Raw genomic sequence first — 15,158 nt, 5'->3', positions numbered from 1 at the left:
TTGTGCGGAAGGCGGCGGGCGCGGGCTCAGCGCACGGCGGCGTCTGATTGGGCCGTGTGCCTGATGCGGGCCGCGCGCGCAGTGCGGACGTACTTCCCGTCGGGCCGGACGATCACGCCGTTCTCATCGAGTCCGATTGCCCGGGAGGCTTTTTCGTCCACCAGACGCGTGATCATGGCCGCGCTGTCGGGAGTGCGCGGCGGTGGACGGCCGGGTGCGCGGCGGCGCAGGATCGTCAAGCCCGGCCCGAGCAGGTCCAGCGTCGATCTGCCGTCGCGCAGGCGGGCGTGGGGGAGCCGGCCGCCGAGGTCGGCGCGCAGTTCCTGTTCGGCACTGCGCCACGAGCCCGTCGGGTCGGCGGAGCGCGCCACGTTGTGTTCGGCGACGGGGCGGCGCTCGGCCTCGTAGGTGTCGAGCAGGTGCGGGGGTGCCCACCCCGCGAGCACCCAGCCCAGCTTCCAGCCGAGGTCGAAGCCGTCGTGGACGGCGGTGTTCATGCCGGTGGCACCGCGCGGCGTCACCCGGTGCGCCGCATCGCCCACCAGGAACGCCGAGTCGTGCCGGAAGCGTTCGGCGAGTTGGGAAACAGCGGTCACTCGGTGGATGCCGTGAATCTCCGCGCTCAGCGAAGCATCGCCGGCTGCGACCCGAATACGTTCCAGCGCCGCGGCTTCCGAGTCCGGTGCGGTGGTCTCGGCCGCGTACACCCACCTGTCGTCGGGTCCCGCCGGAATGAATACGCCCTCCGCTCCGGGTGCACCGACGCTGTAGATCAGATACCGGTGCGGCCCGATCCGATCCCACAAAGGCGCCCGCATCACGACGGTGAACCCGGTCAATTCTGTTGGTGGGACGGTCATTCCGATGTCCAGCATGCTCCGCACCGTGCTGTGCGCGCCGTCGGCGGCGATGAGGTACCGCGCGTGCACCTGGGTCGAATCCGAGAGCCGCGCGTCCACTCCGTCCGGCCCGACCTCCAGATCCACGAGTTCCACCCCGCGTCGCACCTCGACCGGTGCCAACGCGCCCACATAGCGCGACAGCACCCGCTCGAGATGGTCCTGCGGCGCGCACAACGGTGTGGTGGGACTCAGCCGCGCCGCCCGCCCGCGCGACGGAAACCCGACATCGGACGCCTCACCGTTCCCCACCTCGGCGAGCGTGCGACATCGCCAGGCCAGCATCTCCACATCGACTGAGCCGCCACGCAATTCGGCTTCCAACCCCATCGCACGGAAGATCTCCATCGACCGCAGGCTGATCACGGTCGCGCGCGGCGCCGCACCCACCTCCGCGCGCCGGTCCACGAGCAACGTCGACACGCCGTATCGGGCCAGCGTCGCGGCCGCGGTCAACCCGGCGGGCCCCGCACCCACGACCAACACCTGCACCTCACGGGCCGGGCGACGGTCGTTCACGACGGCCCGTCCACGCAGCGCGAACCGCGCGTCCGCACCGCGGATCTCCCGGGACTCCGCGCCGCGCGATCACCGCGCCCGTTCCCGGACATGCCGTCACCCCGGCGGTGAACGGGTGTTTCGGTGATCATCAGCAGCCTCCGGTCGCGTATCGCTCACGGCCGGCACCACCGCGCCCCCGTGTCGATCGGTCCGGACGCTCCCGCGCCGCGGGCCCGCAGGTGGAAGCCAACCGCTCCACACCTCAACATCGCGAGCCCGCGCGCGACCGCAACACCTCGCCGGAGATCACTCGCCCCAGTACGTCCCGAAGCTCCAGATATTGCCCTCCGGATCCCGCACGCTGAACCCGCGCGAGCCGTAGTCCTCATCGCGCATCCCGCGCACGACCTCGGCCCCGGCCGCCGTAGCGCGGGTGAACAGGTCGTCGGGGTGCTCGCAGACCAGGTAAATAGTGTCGGTGCCGGGCGGGCGGCTGAACGGGCTGTCGTCCTTGTCGGCGCTGCCGAACATGAGGCCGCCGCCCAGCGGCCAGCGCAGTTCACCGTGTTCGACGATGGATGGGTCGCCTTCGCGCGCGTAGAGCGCGGTCTGCTGGAAACCGAAGGCGTTCACGAGGAAGTCGACCATTGCCCGCGCATCGCGGAACGACAGACAGGGCCAGAGTGCGGTACGGGTGGTGTTCGTCGTATTCGTCATGGTCTCAGCCTCATCCGCGCAGGTCGGGTTCGTCTTGGACGGATGGAATCTCCTCGCCCAGCCACACCGTCGGGCTGCATCCGGCGAGCTCGGCGAAGTCGCGGTTCAGGTGCGCCTGGTCGTAGTACCCGCAGCTGGCCGCGACCTGCGCGATGGTGACGAACGAGGGCGTGCGTTCCAGCATTCGCCGCGCCTTCTCGAACCGGGCGATGCGCGCCGCCAGCTTCGGGCCGAGCCCGAATTCCGCCGCGAACCGGCGGGTCAGGTGTTGTCTGCTCCAGCCGACGCGCTCGGCGAGCGCACCGATCGGCACGGTGCCGTCGGTGCGGGTGACGGTGCGCCAAGCCCAGGTGAGCTCGGGCCCCACGGCGCGGTCCGGGTGGGCGAGCCCGGTCAGCACCTCGTCGCAGATGGCGAAGCGCCGCGACCACGGTGCCGGGCCCTGCAAGCGCTCCCACAGTTCGTCCCCGACGTTGCCCACCAGATCGGAGAATTCGAGCGAGATGTTCCACAGCGCGCGGGCGGGGGCACTGAACAGCGTGCGGCACCCCAACGGTGTGAGCGCGATCGCGACGCCCTCCTGATTCCCGGTGTGGGAGATCGAGGCCGAGGCCGCCTGCAACCCGCTGAGCACACAGCGGTAATCCTGCGGACTTTGTGCCGGATCGGTCTGCGCCACCACATCTATGGTCGGGCCGATCGCGACGATGAACGTCATGTGGCGTGATGGCAGCCCTCGGTGCAGACCGGGTGCGTAACCGGTCATCCGGTAGCCGAGGTAGTGGTCGATGAAGCCGGCCAGCGCGGGCGCGGGGCGTGCTCTCACCACCTCCGTGGTGGGCTCCATACGCGTCACGGTACGCCCGTGCGGGCGATCCGCAAACGGCTTCGAGCGGGCTCGCGCAGTGGCGCGCGCCGCGCTCACCGGGGCGGTGAGATCGCGCACACGGGCCGGTCACGGCCTGTGAGATGCGGTTGCCAGACGGTTACCGTTACGCGGTCCTGGAAGAGTGGAGGTGTCATGCGTCGAATCCGTTATGAGCGCCATGGTGGTCGTGACGTGCTCGAACCGGAGACGGCGGAGACACCGGTGCCCGGTGCCGGCGAACTTCTGGTGAAGGTCGACGCGATCGGCGTCACCCTGCCCGTCGTGCGCGACCCGGCCGTGCTCGCCGGTGAGATCGCGGGCGAGGTGATCGCGGTCGGCGAGGGCGTCACCACCTGCGCGCCCGGCTTCCGCGTCACCGGGCTCTGTACCGGGCACGCCTACGCCGAGTACGCGATCCTGCGCGACGATCTGGCCTCGCCGATCCCCGACGGCGCGTCGGCCGTCGACGCCGTCGCCCTGGTGCGCGGTGGACTGGTCGCGCTCGGCGCACTCGACGCGGCGAGTCCCCAATCGGGGGAATCGGCGCTGGTCACGGCTGCGGCGAGCGGTGTCGGTCATCTCGCGGTGCAGTTGGCGCGGGTGCGCGGCGCCAAGCGCGTGGTCGCGGCGGTCTCCGATCCGGCCAAGGGCGATTTCCTGCGCGACCTCGGCGTGGACGACGTGATCGTCTACGCCGAGCCGCCGGCCGAGCCGGTCGACTACGCCCTCGACGGTGTCGGGCATCTGGCACCGGCACTGTCCGCGCTCGCTCCGGGTGGGCGACTTGTCGCGTTCGGCTCCGGTGGCGGCGCCGTCGGCACCGACGACCTGCTCACCGACGCCAAGTCGATCATCGGTTTCCAGATCGCGCGCCTGGCGCCCGAGGTGTACGACGACCTGCGCCAAGAGCTTTGGCAGTACTTCGCCTCCGGTCAGCTGCGTCCCGCCGTGCACGCCGAGTTCGTGTTGGACGACGCGGGAGAGGCGCACGCGGTGATCGCCGGGCGGGCGAATCTGGGGAAGGTCGTGCTGGTTCCGTGAGTGGGGACGTCGGGCTTCGCGTCGCATCCCGATCCGAGAGCGGGTCGGCAGCGCCTGCTCCCTCGGCCGGTAGCTGGATCCGGCGGACGGCGACGTCCGAGGGGCGGAGACCAGCGCGTAGACTCCCCATCTCGTGAGTCTCACCCTCGGAATCGTCGGCCTGCCCAACGTCGGAAAGTCGACGCTGTTCAACGCGCTGACCAAGAACGACGTGCTGGCGGCGAACTACCCGTTCGCGACGATCGAGCCGAACGTCGGCGTGGTGCCGCTGCCCGATCCGCGGCTCGACGAGCTGGCGAAGATCTTCGGTTCCGAACGCATCGTGCCCGCCACCGTGTCGTTCGTCGACATCGCCGGCATCGTGAAGGGCGCCTCCGAGGGCGCGGGCCTGGGCAACAAGTTCCTCGCCAATATCCGCGAGGCCGACGCCATCTGCCAGGTGGTGCGCGTGTTCGCCGACGACGACGTGGTGCACGTGGACGGGCGCGTCGACCCGTCCGCCGACATCGAGGTCATCGAGACCGAGCTGATCCTCGCCGACCTGCAGACCCTGGAGAAGGCCGTCGTGCGCCTCGACAAGGAGGCGAAGGTCAAGAAGGACCGCAAGCCGGTCGCCGACGCCGCCAAGGCCGCCCAGGAGATCCTCAACGGCGGCAAGACCCTCTTCGCCGCGCAGGGCGAGGTCGACACCGACCTGCTCAAAGAGCTGTCGCTGCTCACCACCAAGCCCTTCCTCTACGTCTTCAACGCCGACGAGTCCGTCCTCACCGACGAGGCCAAGATCGCCGAACTGACGGCCTCCGTCGCCCCCGCCGACGCCGTGTTCCTCGACGCCAAGGTCGAAGCCGAACTCCTCGAACTCGACGACGAATCCGCCGCCGAACTCCTCGAATCCATCGGCCAGACCGAACCCGGCCTGCACGCACTGGCCCGCGCCGGCTTCCACACCCTCGGCCTCCAGACCTACCTCACCGCGGGCCCCAAAGAAGCCCGCGCCTGGACCATCCACCAAGGCGACACCGCCCCCAAAGCCGCCGGCGTCATCCACACCGACTTCGAACGCGGCTTCATCAAAGCCGAAGTCGTCGCCTTCACCGACCTCGTCGCCGCCGGTTCCATGGCGGCCGCCAAGGCCGCGGGCAAAGTGCGGATGGAGGGGAAGGATTACGTGATGGTGGACGGGGACGTGGTCGAGTTCAGGTTCAACGTCTGACGTTCCGACCCGATCCGGTGGGCTCGTCCTCAACGCAACGTGCCCAGCCCTCTCCGCTCGCATCATCGTGGTGGATGGGGCGGAGTCGTGGGTCTGAATCCAGGGAGTAGGCGCCGCGACGGCGGGCGTTACCCATCGACGGATGAGTGAGCGTTTCGGCATACGGCCCGGTACGAACGGGCTGGCGATCGGCGCAGTGGCTGCTCCGGTGGTCGGGCTCGCCGCGAGCGCGCTCTTCTTCGGCGCGGCTACTCTGCTCGCGTCGATCGCGGGGATCGCGCTCGGGATCATCGCGCTGCAACAGATCAACCGGACCGGTGAGCAGGGCAGAACTCTTGCGATCGGCGGAATCGTCGTCGGTGGGCTGCTGCTCGTCGTGGTGGTGGCGCTCTTCGTCGTGTTCGGCATCGTCGGAATGCCCGAGGACTAGCCTCTGTGAGGATGTGACCCGCCCGGAAGCTCTGAAGGCCTGCGCATCGATGGTCAGCCCAGAGGACACAGGATTGTCTGTCGGCGGCGTTCACTCCACCCTGCCTATCGGGCCGACGAGATCCCCGGAATTCGTACTGCTGAGACGGGTGACGGCACGGCGCTGGTGTGCGAAATCGCACCATGGTGGACGAAAGCCTGTGGGCGGAGATCGGCGATCGCGTACGCGAGAGCCGGCTCGCCGCGGGGTTCTCCCAGGGGGAGTTGGCGCAGCGTGTCGGGCTGGAGCGCAGCAAGATCACCAAGATCGAGGCGGGCGCGCGGCAGATCAGTGCGGTGGAACTGACGCGGCTGGCTACCGAACTGGGCATGCCGTTGGGGCACTTCCTCCACGCTCGGCCGAAGGTGATCTCCCAGCGGACACCGCTGGTCGACGATACGAATTCGCCCACGGCACAAGTGTCCTATCGCGTCGAGGCAGTTCTGGCGGCGTGGTTGCGCGATGTCCGGGATGTCCTCGGCTTCGGTTCGTGGAAACCGCCGTCCCTGTTGCGTTACCCAGGCAGCGTCGAGACCGCGGACGACGCGCGTGGTGTGGCGAACTGGACGCGAAAGCAGCTGGGTCTCGATCGGGGGCCCATCGAAACGATGATGTCGGTGTGCGAAAAGGCCGGCCAGCTCGTGCTCGTGGTCGACGTTCCCGGTGACGGCGCCTCGCTGATCGAGGACGACCTCGCGGTCGCGGTGGTCAGCAGTACGCGTGATCCCGGGCGGCGGCGGGCGACCGCGGCGCACGAACTCGGGCACATGGTGCTCGGTGACGAGTACTCGAGCGACCTGGGTGGCGGCGTCGCCTCGGCCAGGCGCGACCGAGAGGCGGTCATCGATGCGTTCGCCGCCGAACTCCTGCTGCCGGTGGCGGCGATCCGGCAGAGCGGTCCGCCGACCGGGGACCCGCGCGCCTACCTGATCGAGCTCGCGGCCAGGTATCGCACATCGTGGACGTTGGCGATCAGGCAGGCCATCGTTGCCGGCTTGATCGACCCCTCGGACGAGGTCCGCTGGCTGTCGTCGTCGAAGCCGACGCACGCCGAGATCAGACAGGCGGTCGAATGGACTCCGCCCCCGGACTTCGATCGAGTACGGGTGCCACCGGGGTATGCCGATGCGGTCCTCACCGCGTGGACCGGCAACCTGATCACGGTCGCGCGGGTGATCGAGCTGATGCACGGCCAGGTCACGCGCGACGACTTGGGCGTGGAGGATGACAGCGCGGACGAGCCGTGAGCGAACGATCTCGGCTCGTCTTCGACACAACGTGTCTCGCGCGCTTCGCCCGCATCGACCGCGTGGATGTTCTGGGATGTGTTCCGGTCGAGTATGAATGCTCGACCACGGAGTTCGTCCGTGAGGAGCTGCGGGGCGGCTGCGGACAGTATCCGGAATCGCCGTGCGTCGGAAGCGGATCGGCTGAGCGTCGAGCAACTCGACACGGCCGAAGCACTTCTCGCGTTCGACGGGTGAGTCCGGCGCATCGGTGCAGGCAGTCGCGATATGGGAGAGGCGAGTGTCTTCGCTGCGGCGGAGCTGTTGAACGGTATCGCGATCACCGACGATCGGGCGTCTATCAAGGTGGCCAGGAACCACGGGCTGGAAGTCCACGGCACGCTGTGGCTGCTCGCGGGCGCCTGCAGCGACGGCAAACTCACCGAAGGCGAGACCTCGAACCTGGTCGATATGTTGGATGACAGTGGATTGCGGCTGCCCTGCAAGGGATCCGAATTCCCGACATGGGCGCGCTCCAATGGCTTGCTCTGACCGGATGCAGCTCATCCGCTGATGCAGATCGCCTGACCTGCGGCGACTTGTCACTGGCGTCAGGGCATCGCCCGCGCGGACCATTGGCGGTGACCATCCTGACTCGCCTGGTCGAGCGGCTACGGACGAGTGCGTCGAAAGCCTCCGCGTTCGGATCTTGTGATGATCAGGCTGGGGTTTCGGCTGTGTAGTTCGGCGGCGATGTCGTCCAGCGATACCGGGCGTAGCCAGCGTTCCGCGAGGGTGCGCGGGTAGCCGGCCGCAAGTCTGCCTATCGGTCCGAGAATCCATCTGGGCCAACGGCTTTCGGTGACCTTCGGGCCGCGATCGACCAGTTCGACGGCCAGGTACCTCGTGCCGTGGGCCGTGATCAGATGGATGCGCGATATCGCAGCCCACGGGATTCGGCCGAATGGGCTGAACGTCAGCCCCTGATCATCGACTACCAGTTCTGGTGTGGGACGGATGACGCGGTCCAGCACGAGAAGGAGGGCGAGGGATCCTACGATGATCGGCGCCACCACGGGAAACATCAGCGGCGAGCCGGGCGTGGTCGTCACGAGTAGCAACCAGCCGCCCCCGACCGCTATCAAGCCCAACAACAACATCTCTGCCCAACGGGCCCACGAAGATCGAAAGATAGTCGGCGGTGTCGATTCTTCCGGAGGCTGGCCCACGATCCTGGACCGTAGTGCCCTCGTCGGGTCAGGTCGAGGTCGAGGTGGACATCTGACCAGCAGGCAGATCGAAGAGGTCGGGGACGCGCGGCCGTCGCTGGATGCGCTGTGGCCAGTTCCGGCGGGTGGCTGCGGACGTGGCGTGGCCCGCCATATCCGACCCGGCGCGGTGGGACGCGCGACGGCACCGACGCCGGAATCACCTTGGTGCGCTGAGTATTTCGGCGCGGATCGGGATGGGATCCGTCCGGGCGGAGCGGAGCGGCGACACCCCGACCCGGTTCGCGTCGGAATGGAGGTGACGAGGCTGCCCGTGACGGCCTGGTCGGCAACCGCAGGGGCGTCCGATAACGGGCGTGGTGTGTATCGCGGGCGTGCCCCTTGCCGGGTGGGTTCGCCACGCACTACCCCTTGCGCTCGTATCGAGCACGGGCGCGTTCGTGGGCGGAGTGCAGGAGGTCGTTGACGTAGGCCGAAGTGCCGGGTCCGGGGTTGACGACCGAGAGCCAGGCTGCTGAGAAGTAGGTCAGGTGGGGGAACAGGGTGTCTTCGGCGGTTGGGTCGAAGGGGTGGTTCGGGGTTTCGCGGGGTGTGTGGCCGGTGTGGTGGACGAAGGCGTCGCGGCCCGCGTTGATGTTGAGGCGGAAGGCGCCGGGGCGGTCGAGGCGGGAGGCCGGTTCGTCGGGGTAGTCCTTGGTGACGATCGTGGCGAAGGGTTGGGTTGTGGTGGGGACGTTGCCGTCGGGCGCGTAGTAGAAGAAGACGTCGCCCCAGGCGATCTCCGGGGAGCCGTCGCCCTCGGTCGGGCGCAGGACGAGGGTGCCGCCGAGGGATTCGAGGTAGGTGATGATCTCGTCGATGGTCATGGTTCCAGCGTTACATTGAAGTGCCAGTGTGGACTTCTGGCCGGTTTCTGGAGGTGGATCTGTGGAAAGTCTCCAATCGGGTGCATTGCGGACGGCGGACGTGGCGCGGGCCGCCGGGTTCTCGGTGCAGCAGATCCGGAATCTGGAGGGGCAAGGTGTGCTGCCGGCTGCCGCGCGCACAGCGAGTGGATACCGGGTGTACGGACGCCCGCACGTGGTGGCGGCGCGCGCGTATCGGGCGTTGGCGCGTGGTGCGGGGCCGGTGGAGGCGAAGCGGATCATGCGGGCCGCGCACGAGTCACGGCCCCGCATGTTCGCTCTGCTCGACGAGGTGCACGCGCGGTTGCACGCGGAACGGCGGGATCTCGAATCCGCGCGGGCGGCAGTGCGTTTCATCGCGGACGAGCCGATCGTGGAACCGGTCGCCGCGGATGAGATGAGCATCGCCGAGCTGGCGGAAGCGCTCGGTGTGCGCACGTCGACGTTGCGGCACTGGGATGCTATGGAACTCGTTGTTCCCGAACGTGATTCGGTGGGCGCAGCGCGGAAGTACCCGCCCGCCGCTGTGCGGGACGCGCGGATCGTGCATCAACTCCGCCTGGCCGGGTACGGGATCGAACCGTTGCGTCAGCTGATGCCGCGGTTGCGCGGTGCGCGGCGGTGGGAGGAGGTCGCGGAAGGTCTGGCCGCTCGGGATGCGAGCATCCTCGCGCGTTCCGAGGCGTTGCTGGAGGGGGCGGCGCAGTTGCGAGAGCTATTGGTGCTGAGCTGATCTCGGCAAGCCAGTGCTCGCCTGGCGATCCTGGGCGTCCGGTGGGCACGCGCGTGTGGCGGGGTGGTCATATGCGTGCGGTGGTGTGCGTGTGCGGTAATCCCGTCGGCGTTCATGGGGCTCTGCGTGGGTGAGACCTTGATCCGCAGCCGGGTGCGGGCGGCGCAGGTGGACGGCGACGGCGCGTCCGGTGCGGTCGAAGGGGCCGGCGCACCGTTGCCGAGATCGGCGCACCCGGCGCGGACCCGAGCCCCCGGTTCAGCGGTCTCGACGGGAACGCGGCGAGTGCCGATGGCCGACCTGCTCGAGACGGTGGCCCACAGCGGGACTCGCAACGGAGCTCACCTACTTGAATCGCGCACTCTGCGATATCCATCCGGGATGTCGACTCGAAAGATCGCGGCCCGGAAGAAGCCAGAACATTGCCGACCGGTCGGCATGAATCCCGCGCAGTCCAGGACGCTGCGATTTTGCCAACCGTGGAGTTCGGACATCGAAATGTCCCGCACCCGAATGGTTTCCGAACCGAACCGAATACCGATCGGTAAGCGACCAGGAGGTATAGAGTTCCGTACGGTTTATTATCGGAACACGGGCTACCGGGGGGTATCTTATACCTTCCGGTATGAAATACCGGAAGGTATTCTTTCCCCTATTTTCCGAAAAATTCGGCAGTAGCCCGCGATTTCCCGAGGGGTTGCCTGTAGCGTCTCGTGCCAATGGCAGGCAGGTAGGCGAATGGTGATGCGGTGATCGGTATCGAGGGTTGTCTGGATCGGATCATGGAGATTCCCGGAGCCCGGGGGGCGACCTTGGCGGACAGTGCGAGCGGGTTGGCGATCGCCTCGGCCGGCCTGCCCGGCCCCACCGACCAGCACGAGGACGCGGCCGCCACGACCGACGTCGTCCGGGCCGTCTTGGCTTGTCCCGCTTTCGCGAACGGCCATCACGGTGACGATGTCACCGAGATCGTCGTCAGCGGCGATCACGGATTCCACCTGGTGAATCTGGTCGACGGCGACTTCGAGGGCAGGCTGTTCGTGCACGTCGTCTTCGACGGAGACACCGGGAATCTCGCGCTGGCGAGATTCCGGCTGCGGGGAATTCTCGAAGAGTTCGCCGGAGGCATCGATGAGCGTTGATCTGGCCGGCGAACTGTGTCGCCTCGAGGAGGAGGGCAGCACCGGCGTACTGCGTGCGGGCGACGGTGTCTTCCATTTCTCGGACGGCGCGATCACCTCGGTGGATTGCCCGCGCACGACCGGGTTGGAGCGGCTCGCCGTCGAAGCGGGGGTGGTGACCACCGAGGATTGGCGGCGCGCCGGATCTGGGGATGCCGCGCCGCTGCTGAAAAAGCCGAAGCTGGAAACGCTGGCGGTGCTCTCGGTGTACGACGCTGCCTATTTCGTGCTGACCTCCGACGCCGCTCCCGAATTTCGGCCGACACCTCCGCATTGGTTGTCGGGGGTGTGCCGGGTACGTCCGCGCGCCCTGGTCCGCGAATGCGTGCGGCGGGGGGACTCCGGGCCCTGGTTGGCGGACCTGGTCGACCGCGTGCCGGTCGTCCCCGCGCGACGGGTGCCCCAGGAGCGGGTGACGCTCACCGGTGGGCAGGCCGAAGTGCTGGCCGCCGCCGACGCGCGCCGCAGCATCGCCGGGATCGCCAGGGAACTGGGCCGCACGACGTACGGATGCCTGGTGGCGGTGCGCGACCTCACCGAAGCCGGTCTCATCGCGCCGCCGGAAGCTGTTCCCGCCGTGGCGGTTTCGCGTGGCAGCGACGGCGTTGCCCGCCGTGGTCCGCGGCATGCTCGGGTGGAATCGGCCGAGTTCTCCGATTCCGTTGGCCTCGTGCGTCATTCGCCCACGCAGGCCGGATCTCCGGCGCTGCCGCTGCGTCGCCGCGCGCAGGCGAGTGTGCCGGTGCCGGCCGCGGACCGGTGGCAGCCGGTCGACCGAGACCTGCTCGTCCGGCTCCGAGTCGCGTTGCGGGAGTTGACATAGCGGTGCGCAGGAAGCGATTCGGTGAACTGATAGGAAGGCTGACCAAGATGCCGACGACCGGACCCGAACCGAGCGCGATCGTGCTGGCCGAACTCAAAGCACTCGGCGATCGCGTGCCCGAACTGACCGGCACGCTGGTGGCCTCGACCGACGGCCTGCTCATCGCGCACGATCTGCCGCCGCACATCGAACCCAACGGGATGGCCGCACTCACGGCCTCGCAGTTGTCGCTCTCGCATCGGGTCGCGACCACCGCGCACGGCGGTGGTTTCGACGAGGTGGTGGTGAACGGGTCCGCGGGCAACGTCGTGATCTACGCGGCCGGGTGGGCGGCCGCGCTCACCGTGCTGGCCGGGCCGGGCGTGAATGTCGGCCGCCTGCACCTGGAATCGCGTCCAGCCGCCCGCGCGATCGGCGAGCATCTGGCGGCTCGCACGAAAGACCAACGAAGACAACAAGTTTCGAACACCGATGGAAAGGAATGATATGTCCGCAATGGATGTCGCCCTGAAGGACATGATGGTGATCGACGGCGCGATAGGCGCCGCCGTGGTCGACTACACCAGCGGGATGTCGCTGGGGATGCTCGGCAGCTCCAAGGGACTCGACCTGCAGGTCGCGGGAGCCGGCAACACCGAAGTGGTGCGCGCGAAGCTGCGCACCATGGAACAGCTCGGGCTCAACGATGCCATCGAGGACATCCTCATCACGCTCTCCGGCCAGTACCACATCATCCGCCCCATGACCGGCCGCAAATCCAAGGGCCTGTTCCTCTACCTGGCCCTCGACCGCGGCCGCGCCAACCTCGCCCTGGCCCGCCACCGCCTCAAGGGCATCGAAGAAGACCTCGAGGTCTGAGCGACCCCGACCCTCCTGGCCGATGAGGCGCCATGAGGTGTGCGCCGGATCTCGCCGTCACCGTCGCCGGCGAGATCGGCTCGCGCACAAGGGGATCAGCGCACGTTCACTAATCTGTTGCCGGCGTCAACTCCTCCGCCCGATAACGCGCGACCGTCCTCTCCGTCTCTTCGGCGATGAGGTCGGCGTTGATCTGGGCGCCGGTGAAGGCGCCCGCGGAGGCGGCGCCGCCGACGAAGGCGGACAGGTCGGTGACGTTGCCCGCCAGCCAGACGCCCGGTACCGAGGTGCGGCCCGTCGGCTCGGACGGGTAGAACTCGCCCATCGGGTGTTGTTCGGGGCGCAGGCCGAGGCGGTCGAGGAGGCCGCTGCGCGCGACCATGCGGGTGCCGACGGCGAGGGCGTCGAGGGCGACGGAGGTGCCGTCGGCGAGGCGGACGCCGGTGAGGTGGTCGTCCGCGACGTCGAGGCCGGTCACCTCGCGGTTCACGACGGTGATATCCCTTGCCCGCAAACGGAGTTCGTCCTCGGAGGAGATCTCGAGTCCGTTGCGGAAGAAGGTGACCTCGGGGCTCAACTGGCGGAACATCAGCACTTGGTGCACCGACATCGGGCCGGTGCCGAGCACGCCGATCGCGCGGTCGCGTACCTCCCATCCGTGGCAGTACGGGCAGTGCAGAACATCGCGGCCCCACCGTTCGCGCAGGCCGGTGATGTCGGGTAGTTCGTCGACCAGGCCCGTGGTGACGAGCAGCCGGCGGGCCCGGGTCGTGCGCCCGTCCGCGAGGGTGACGACGAACCCGTCCCCGTCGGGCCGCGCGTCGACCACCTCGCCGGACACCACCTGCCCGCCGTAGGAGCGCACCTCCTCGCGCCCGCGCGCCAGCAGCTCACCGGGCGGGGTGTTCTCGCGGCCGAGCAGGCCGTGCACCCGGTCGGCCGGTGCGTTGCGCGGCGCACCCGCGTCGATCACCACCACCGAGCGGCGCGATCGCGCGAGCATCAGCGCGCCGTTCAACCCGGCCGGGCCACCACCGACGACCACCACTTCGTAGCTGCTGTTCAGCTTTTCGGTCAACTGGACCACCTCCGCGTCCGACTATGCGTCGGCTCCCAGCGGCGTGGCAAAGTAATTTGCCGACGTGGCAAACTGGAGGGGTGGACACAGATCTCGATCATGCCCTCGGCGCGGTCGGCCCCCGGCTGCGCGACCTGCGCCGCGCCCGCGGCACCACGTTGGCCGAGCTGTCGGACACCACCGGCATCTCGGTGAGCACGCTCTCGCGGCTGGAGTCCGGCGCGCGCAAACCGACCCTGGAGCTGCTGTTCCCGCTGGCCAGAGCCTACGGCGTGACGCTGGACGAACTGGTGGACGCACCGCCCACCGGCGACCCGCGCGTGCACATGCGGCCGGTCACCAGCAACGGCCTGACCATGGTGCCGCTCTCGCGCAGGGCCGGTGGCGTGCAGGCGTTCAAGATCATCCTCCCGCCCGCCGATCCGGGCCGCGCGCCCCGGTTGCAGACGCACGAGGGCTACGAGTGGATGTACGTACTCGACGGCCGGCTCCGCGTGCTCCTCGGGGAGCACGATTTCGTGATGAGCCCCGGCGAGGCCGCCGAGTTCGACACCCACGTCCCGCACTGGTTCGGCTCCGCCGGTGATCAGCCGGCGGAGATCCTGAGCCTGTTCGGCAAACAGGGGGAGCGTGCCCATCTGCGCGTGCGTCCGAAGGGGCGCGGCTAGCGCGCCGGGACGTGCCGGTAGATGATCGGCTGCGCCGCAATGCCGTTCGCGGCGAAGTTGGCCAGCACGAACCGGCGGAACTGCGGGTGGAAGACCAGCTTGGGCAGGAACGTCCGGACGTTGGGCCAGCTGGCGAAGTTCACGATGCCGTAGTCCCCGGGTTCGCCGGGAATCGGCCGCAGGAGCGTCGAATCCGGGAGATGCGTCTTCTCCTGGAACCAGCCGGCCGTGTATCGCCAGACGTCGATCAGTGTTTCGGTATCGGTGGCATGGAAGTAGTTGAACAGAAACGGTTTCCGATCGTCCACCGCGACCTCGGCGATCCGTGCGATATTGCGGCTCGCGACCTCGTGCACCCGCTCGGACTCCGCCAGCGCGGCCCGTAGGGCGCGGAAGTCGTTGTCGGCGCGCACATCGTCGATCGCCTCGACGGTCTTGGTCCTGATCAGCACCGCCACGTCGTAGCGGGCGGGCCGCACGCCGTGGCGGCGCAGCAGTTCGCTGCCTTCGCCGGGCGTGCGGAAGATCGCGCGGAACGCGACCGCCTGCACCACATCCGCGCGGGCGTCCAGCTTCTCGGCGAGTTCGGCGACCCGGTCGACCAGCCGCGCGCGCGTCTTGCTCGGCAGCGGAAAGAGTCCGAGCCAGCCGCCGACCTCGGCGGCGAGCAGCAGATAGCCGTTGTCGTCGGATTCGCCGAGGCGGGCCGGAACGGCCAGGTGGTCGTTGATGATTCGCATGATGTTGCC

General features: G+C 68.6%; 18 protein-coding genes. 11 read left to right on the top strand and 7 right to left on the bottom strand.

Features of this window, described 5'->3' with window-relative positions; all coding sequences use genetic code 11:
* Positions 1 to 26: 26 nt before the first annotated feature.
* The 3 genes from DFR74_RS11935 to DFR74_RS11925 all read right to left on the bottom strand — a co-directional run bounded on the left by DFR74_RS11935 (position 27) and on the right by DFR74_RS11925 (position 2,964).
* Positions 27 to 1,418: an FAD-dependent monooxygenase gene (locus DFR74_RS11935; protein WP_170160739.1), complete on the bottom strand. Its 1,392-nt coding sequence runs from the start codon at positions 1,416 to 1,418 to the stop codon at positions 27 to 29.
* 288 nt (positions 1,419 to 1,706) lie between these two features.
* Positions 1,707 to 2,117: a VOC family protein gene (locus DFR74_RS11930; protein WP_067508362.1), complete on the bottom strand. Its 411-nt coding sequence runs from the start codon at positions 2,115 to 2,117 to the stop codon at positions 1,707 to 1,709.
* A gap of 10 nt (positions 2,118 to 2,127) precedes the next feature.
* The gene (locus DFR74_RS11925) at positions 2,128 to 2,964 is read right to left on the bottom strand and encodes an AraC family transcriptional regulator (protein ID WP_067508365.1); all 837 of its coding nucleotides are present in this window, start codon (positions 2,962 to 2,964) and stop codon (positions 2,128 to 2,130) included.
* A gap of 174 nt (positions 2,965 to 3,138) precedes the next feature.
* Between DFR74_RS11925 and DFR74_RS11920 the strand changes: the two genes are divergently transcribed.
* The 5 genes from DFR74_RS11920 (at position 3,139) to DFR74_RS11900 (ending at position 7,486) form a co-directional block, all read left to right on the top strand.
* Entirely contained in the window at positions 3,139 to 4,026 is an 888-nt protein-coding gene (locus tag DFR74_RS11920) for a quinone oxidoreductase family protein (protein WP_067508367.1), read from the top strand.
* Positions 4,027 to 4,159: 133 nt separating this feature from the next.
* Complete coding sequence (ychF, locus tag DFR74_RS11915) at positions 4,160 to 5,239, top strand: redox-regulated ATPase YchF (protein ID WP_067508370.1); 1,080 nt, start codon at positions 4,160 to 4,162, stop codon at positions 5,237 to 5,239.
* Between the two features lie 142 nt (positions 5,240 to 5,381).
* Entirely contained in the window at positions 5,382 to 5,669 is a 288-nt protein-coding gene (locus DFR74_RS11910; RefSeq protein WP_067508372.1) for a DUF4190 domain-containing protein, read from the top strand.
* Positions 5,670 to 5,851: 182 nt separating this feature from the next.
* Positions 5,852 to 6,955, top strand: a complete 1,104-nt coding sequence (locus tag DFR74_RS11905) for a helix-turn-helix domain-containing protein (RefSeq protein WP_067508483.1) — start codon at positions 5,852 to 5,854, stop codon at positions 6,953 to 6,955.
* 267 nt (positions 6,956 to 7,222) lie between these two features.
* A complete protein-coding gene (locus DFR74_RS11900; protein ID WP_067508374.1) occupies positions 7,223 to 7,486 on the top strand; it encodes a hypothetical protein in 264 nt (87 codons plus the stop codon).
* Between the two features lie 119 nt (positions 7,487 to 7,605).
* Here DFR74_RS11900 and DFR74_RS11895 read toward each other — a convergent pair whose 3' ends face one another.
* Positions 7,606 to 8,046 carry a hypothetical protein gene (locus DFR74_RS11895; protein WP_147265781.1) on the bottom strand — a complete coding sequence of 147 codons (441 nt, stop codon included), beginning with the start codon at positions 8,044 to 8,046 and terminating at the stop codon, positions 7,606 to 7,608.
* A 521-nt stretch (positions 8,047 to 8,567) separates the two neighbouring features.
* Positions 8,568 to 9,029 (bottom strand): DUF6194 family protein, encoded by a 462-nt coding sequence (locus DFR74_RS11890; RefSeq protein ID WP_067508378.1) that lies wholly within the window; start codon positions 9,027 to 9,029, stop codon positions 8,568 to 8,570.
* A 61-nt stretch (positions 9,030 to 9,090) separates the two neighbouring features.
* On the opposite strand from DFR74_RS11890, the gene DFR74_RS11885 reads away from it, so the two are divergent.
* The 5 genes from DFR74_RS11885 (at position 9,091) to DFR74_RS11865 (ending at position 12,663) form a co-directional block, all read left to right on the top strand.
* Positions 9,091 to 9,801 carry a MerR family transcriptional regulator gene (locus DFR74_RS11885; RefSeq protein WP_113975077.1) on the top strand — a complete coding sequence of 237 codons (711 nt, stop codon included), beginning with the start codon at positions 9,091 to 9,093 and terminating at the stop codon, positions 9,799 to 9,801.
* A 782-nt stretch (positions 9,802 to 10,583) separates the two neighbouring features.
* Positions 10,584 to 10,943 carry a roadblock/LC7 domain-containing protein gene (locus DFR74_RS11880; RefSeq protein WP_084537546.1) on the top strand — a complete coding sequence of 120 codons (360 nt, stop codon included), beginning with the start codon at positions 10,584 to 10,586 and terminating at the stop codon, positions 10,941 to 10,943.
* Complete coding sequence (locus DFR74_RS11875) at positions 10,933 to 11,805, top strand: hypothetical protein (RefSeq protein ID WP_067508384.1); 873 nt, start codon at positions 10,933 to 10,935, stop codon at positions 11,803 to 11,805. Before DFR74_RS11880 ends, DFR74_RS11875 begins: the two co-directional genes overlap by 11 nt.
* A gap of 47 nt (positions 11,806 to 11,852) precedes the next feature.
* Positions 11,853 to 12,290, top strand: coding sequence for a roadblock/LC7 domain-containing protein (locus DFR74_RS11870; RefSeq protein WP_067508485.1), 438 nt, complete (start codon positions 11,853 to 11,855; stop codon positions 12,288 to 12,290).
* 1 nt (position 12,291) lies between these two features.
* Complete coding sequence (locus tag DFR74_RS11865; protein ID WP_067508386.1) at positions 12,292 to 12,663, top strand: hypothetical protein; 372 nt, start codon at positions 12,292 to 12,294, stop codon at positions 12,661 to 12,663.
* Positions 12,664 to 12,772: 109 nt separating this feature from the next.
* Here the strand turns inward: DFR74_RS11865 and DFR74_RS11860 are convergent, their stop codons facing one another.
* On the bottom strand, positions 12,773 to 13,741 hold the full coding sequence (locus DFR74_RS11860) for an NAD(P)/FAD-dependent oxidoreductase (protein WP_067508487.1): 969 nt from the start codon (positions 13,739 to 13,741) through the stop codon (positions 12,773 to 12,775).
* Positions 13,742 to 13,821: 80 nt separating this feature from the next.
* Between DFR74_RS11860 and DFR74_RS11855 the strand changes: the two genes are divergently transcribed.
* Positions 13,822 to 14,409 carry a helix-turn-helix domain-containing protein gene (locus DFR74_RS11855; RefSeq protein WP_067508388.1) on the top strand — a complete coding sequence of 196 codons (588 nt, stop codon included), beginning with the start codon at positions 13,822 to 13,824 and terminating at the stop codon, positions 14,407 to 14,409.
* On the opposite strand, the gene DFR74_RS11850 is transcribed toward DFR74_RS11855, so the two are convergent.
* On the bottom strand, positions 14,406 to 15,149 hold the full coding sequence (locus DFR74_RS11850; RefSeq protein WP_067508390.1) for a hypothetical protein: 744 nt from the start codon (positions 15,147 to 15,149) through the stop codon (positions 14,406 to 14,408). The two genes, DFR74_RS11855 and DFR74_RS11850, sit on opposite strands and share 4 nt — an antisense overlap.
* Positions 15,150 to 15,158 lie beyond the last annotated feature (9 nt).

It is taken from the genome of Nocardia puris (genome assembly GCF_003315035.1).
Lineage (GTDB): Bacteria > Actinomycetota > Actinomycetes > Mycobacteriales > Mycobacteriaceae > Nocardia > Nocardia puris.
Note: the sequence above shows the minus strand (reverse complement) of the source record. Positions and strands in the feature narration are given on the sequence as shown.

Bases quoted from the DNA above. Each gene is read 5' to 3' on its own strand.
- DFR74_RS11930 (WP_067508362.1), bottom strand. From the start codon at position 2,117: ATGACGAATACGACGAACACCACCCGTACCGCACTCTGGCCCTGTCTG.
- DFR74_RS11925 (WP_067508365.1), bottom strand. From the start codon at position 2,964: ATGGAGCCCACCACGGAGGTGGTGAGAGCACGCCCCGCGCCCGCGCTG.
- DFR74_RS11920 (WP_067508367.1), top strand. From the start codon at position 3,139: ATGCGTCGAATCCGTTATGAGCGCCATGGTGGTCGTGACGTGCTCGAA.
- DFR74_RS11910 (WP_067508372.1), top strand. From the start codon at position 5,382: ATGAGTGAGCGTTTCGGCATACGGCCCGGTACGAACGGGCTGGCGATC.
- DFR74_RS11905 (WP_067508483.1), top strand. From the start codon at position 5,852: ATGGTGGACGAAAGCCTGTGGGCGGAGATCGGCGATCGCGTACGCGAG.
- DFR74_RS11900 (WP_067508374.1), top strand. From the start codon at position 7,223: ATGGGAGAGGCGAGTGTCTTCGCTGCGGCGGAGCTGTTGAACGGTATC.
- DFR74_RS11890 (WP_067508378.1), bottom strand. From the start codon at position 9,029: ATGACCATCGACGAGATCATCACCTACCTCGAATCCCTCGGCGGCACC.
- DFR74_RS11880 (WP_084537546.1), top strand. From the start codon at position 10,584: ATGGAGATTCCCGGAGCCCGGGGGGCGACCTTGGCGGACAGTGCGAGC.
- DFR74_RS11875 (WP_067508384.1), top strand. From the start codon at position 10,933: ATGAGCGTTGATCTGGCCGGCGAACTGTGTCGCCTCGAGGAGGAGGGC.
- DFR74_RS11870 (WP_067508485.1), top strand. From the start codon at position 11,853: ATGCCGACGACCGGACCCGAACCGAGCGCGATCGTGCTGGCCGAACTC.
- DFR74_RS11865 (WP_067508386.1), top strand. From the start codon at position 12,292: ATGTCCGCAATGGATGTCGCCCTGAAGGACATGATGGTGATCGACGGC.
- DFR74_RS11850 (WP_067508390.1), bottom strand. From the start codon at position 15,149: ATGCGAATCATCAACGACCACCTGGCCGTTCCGGCCCGCCTCGGCGAA.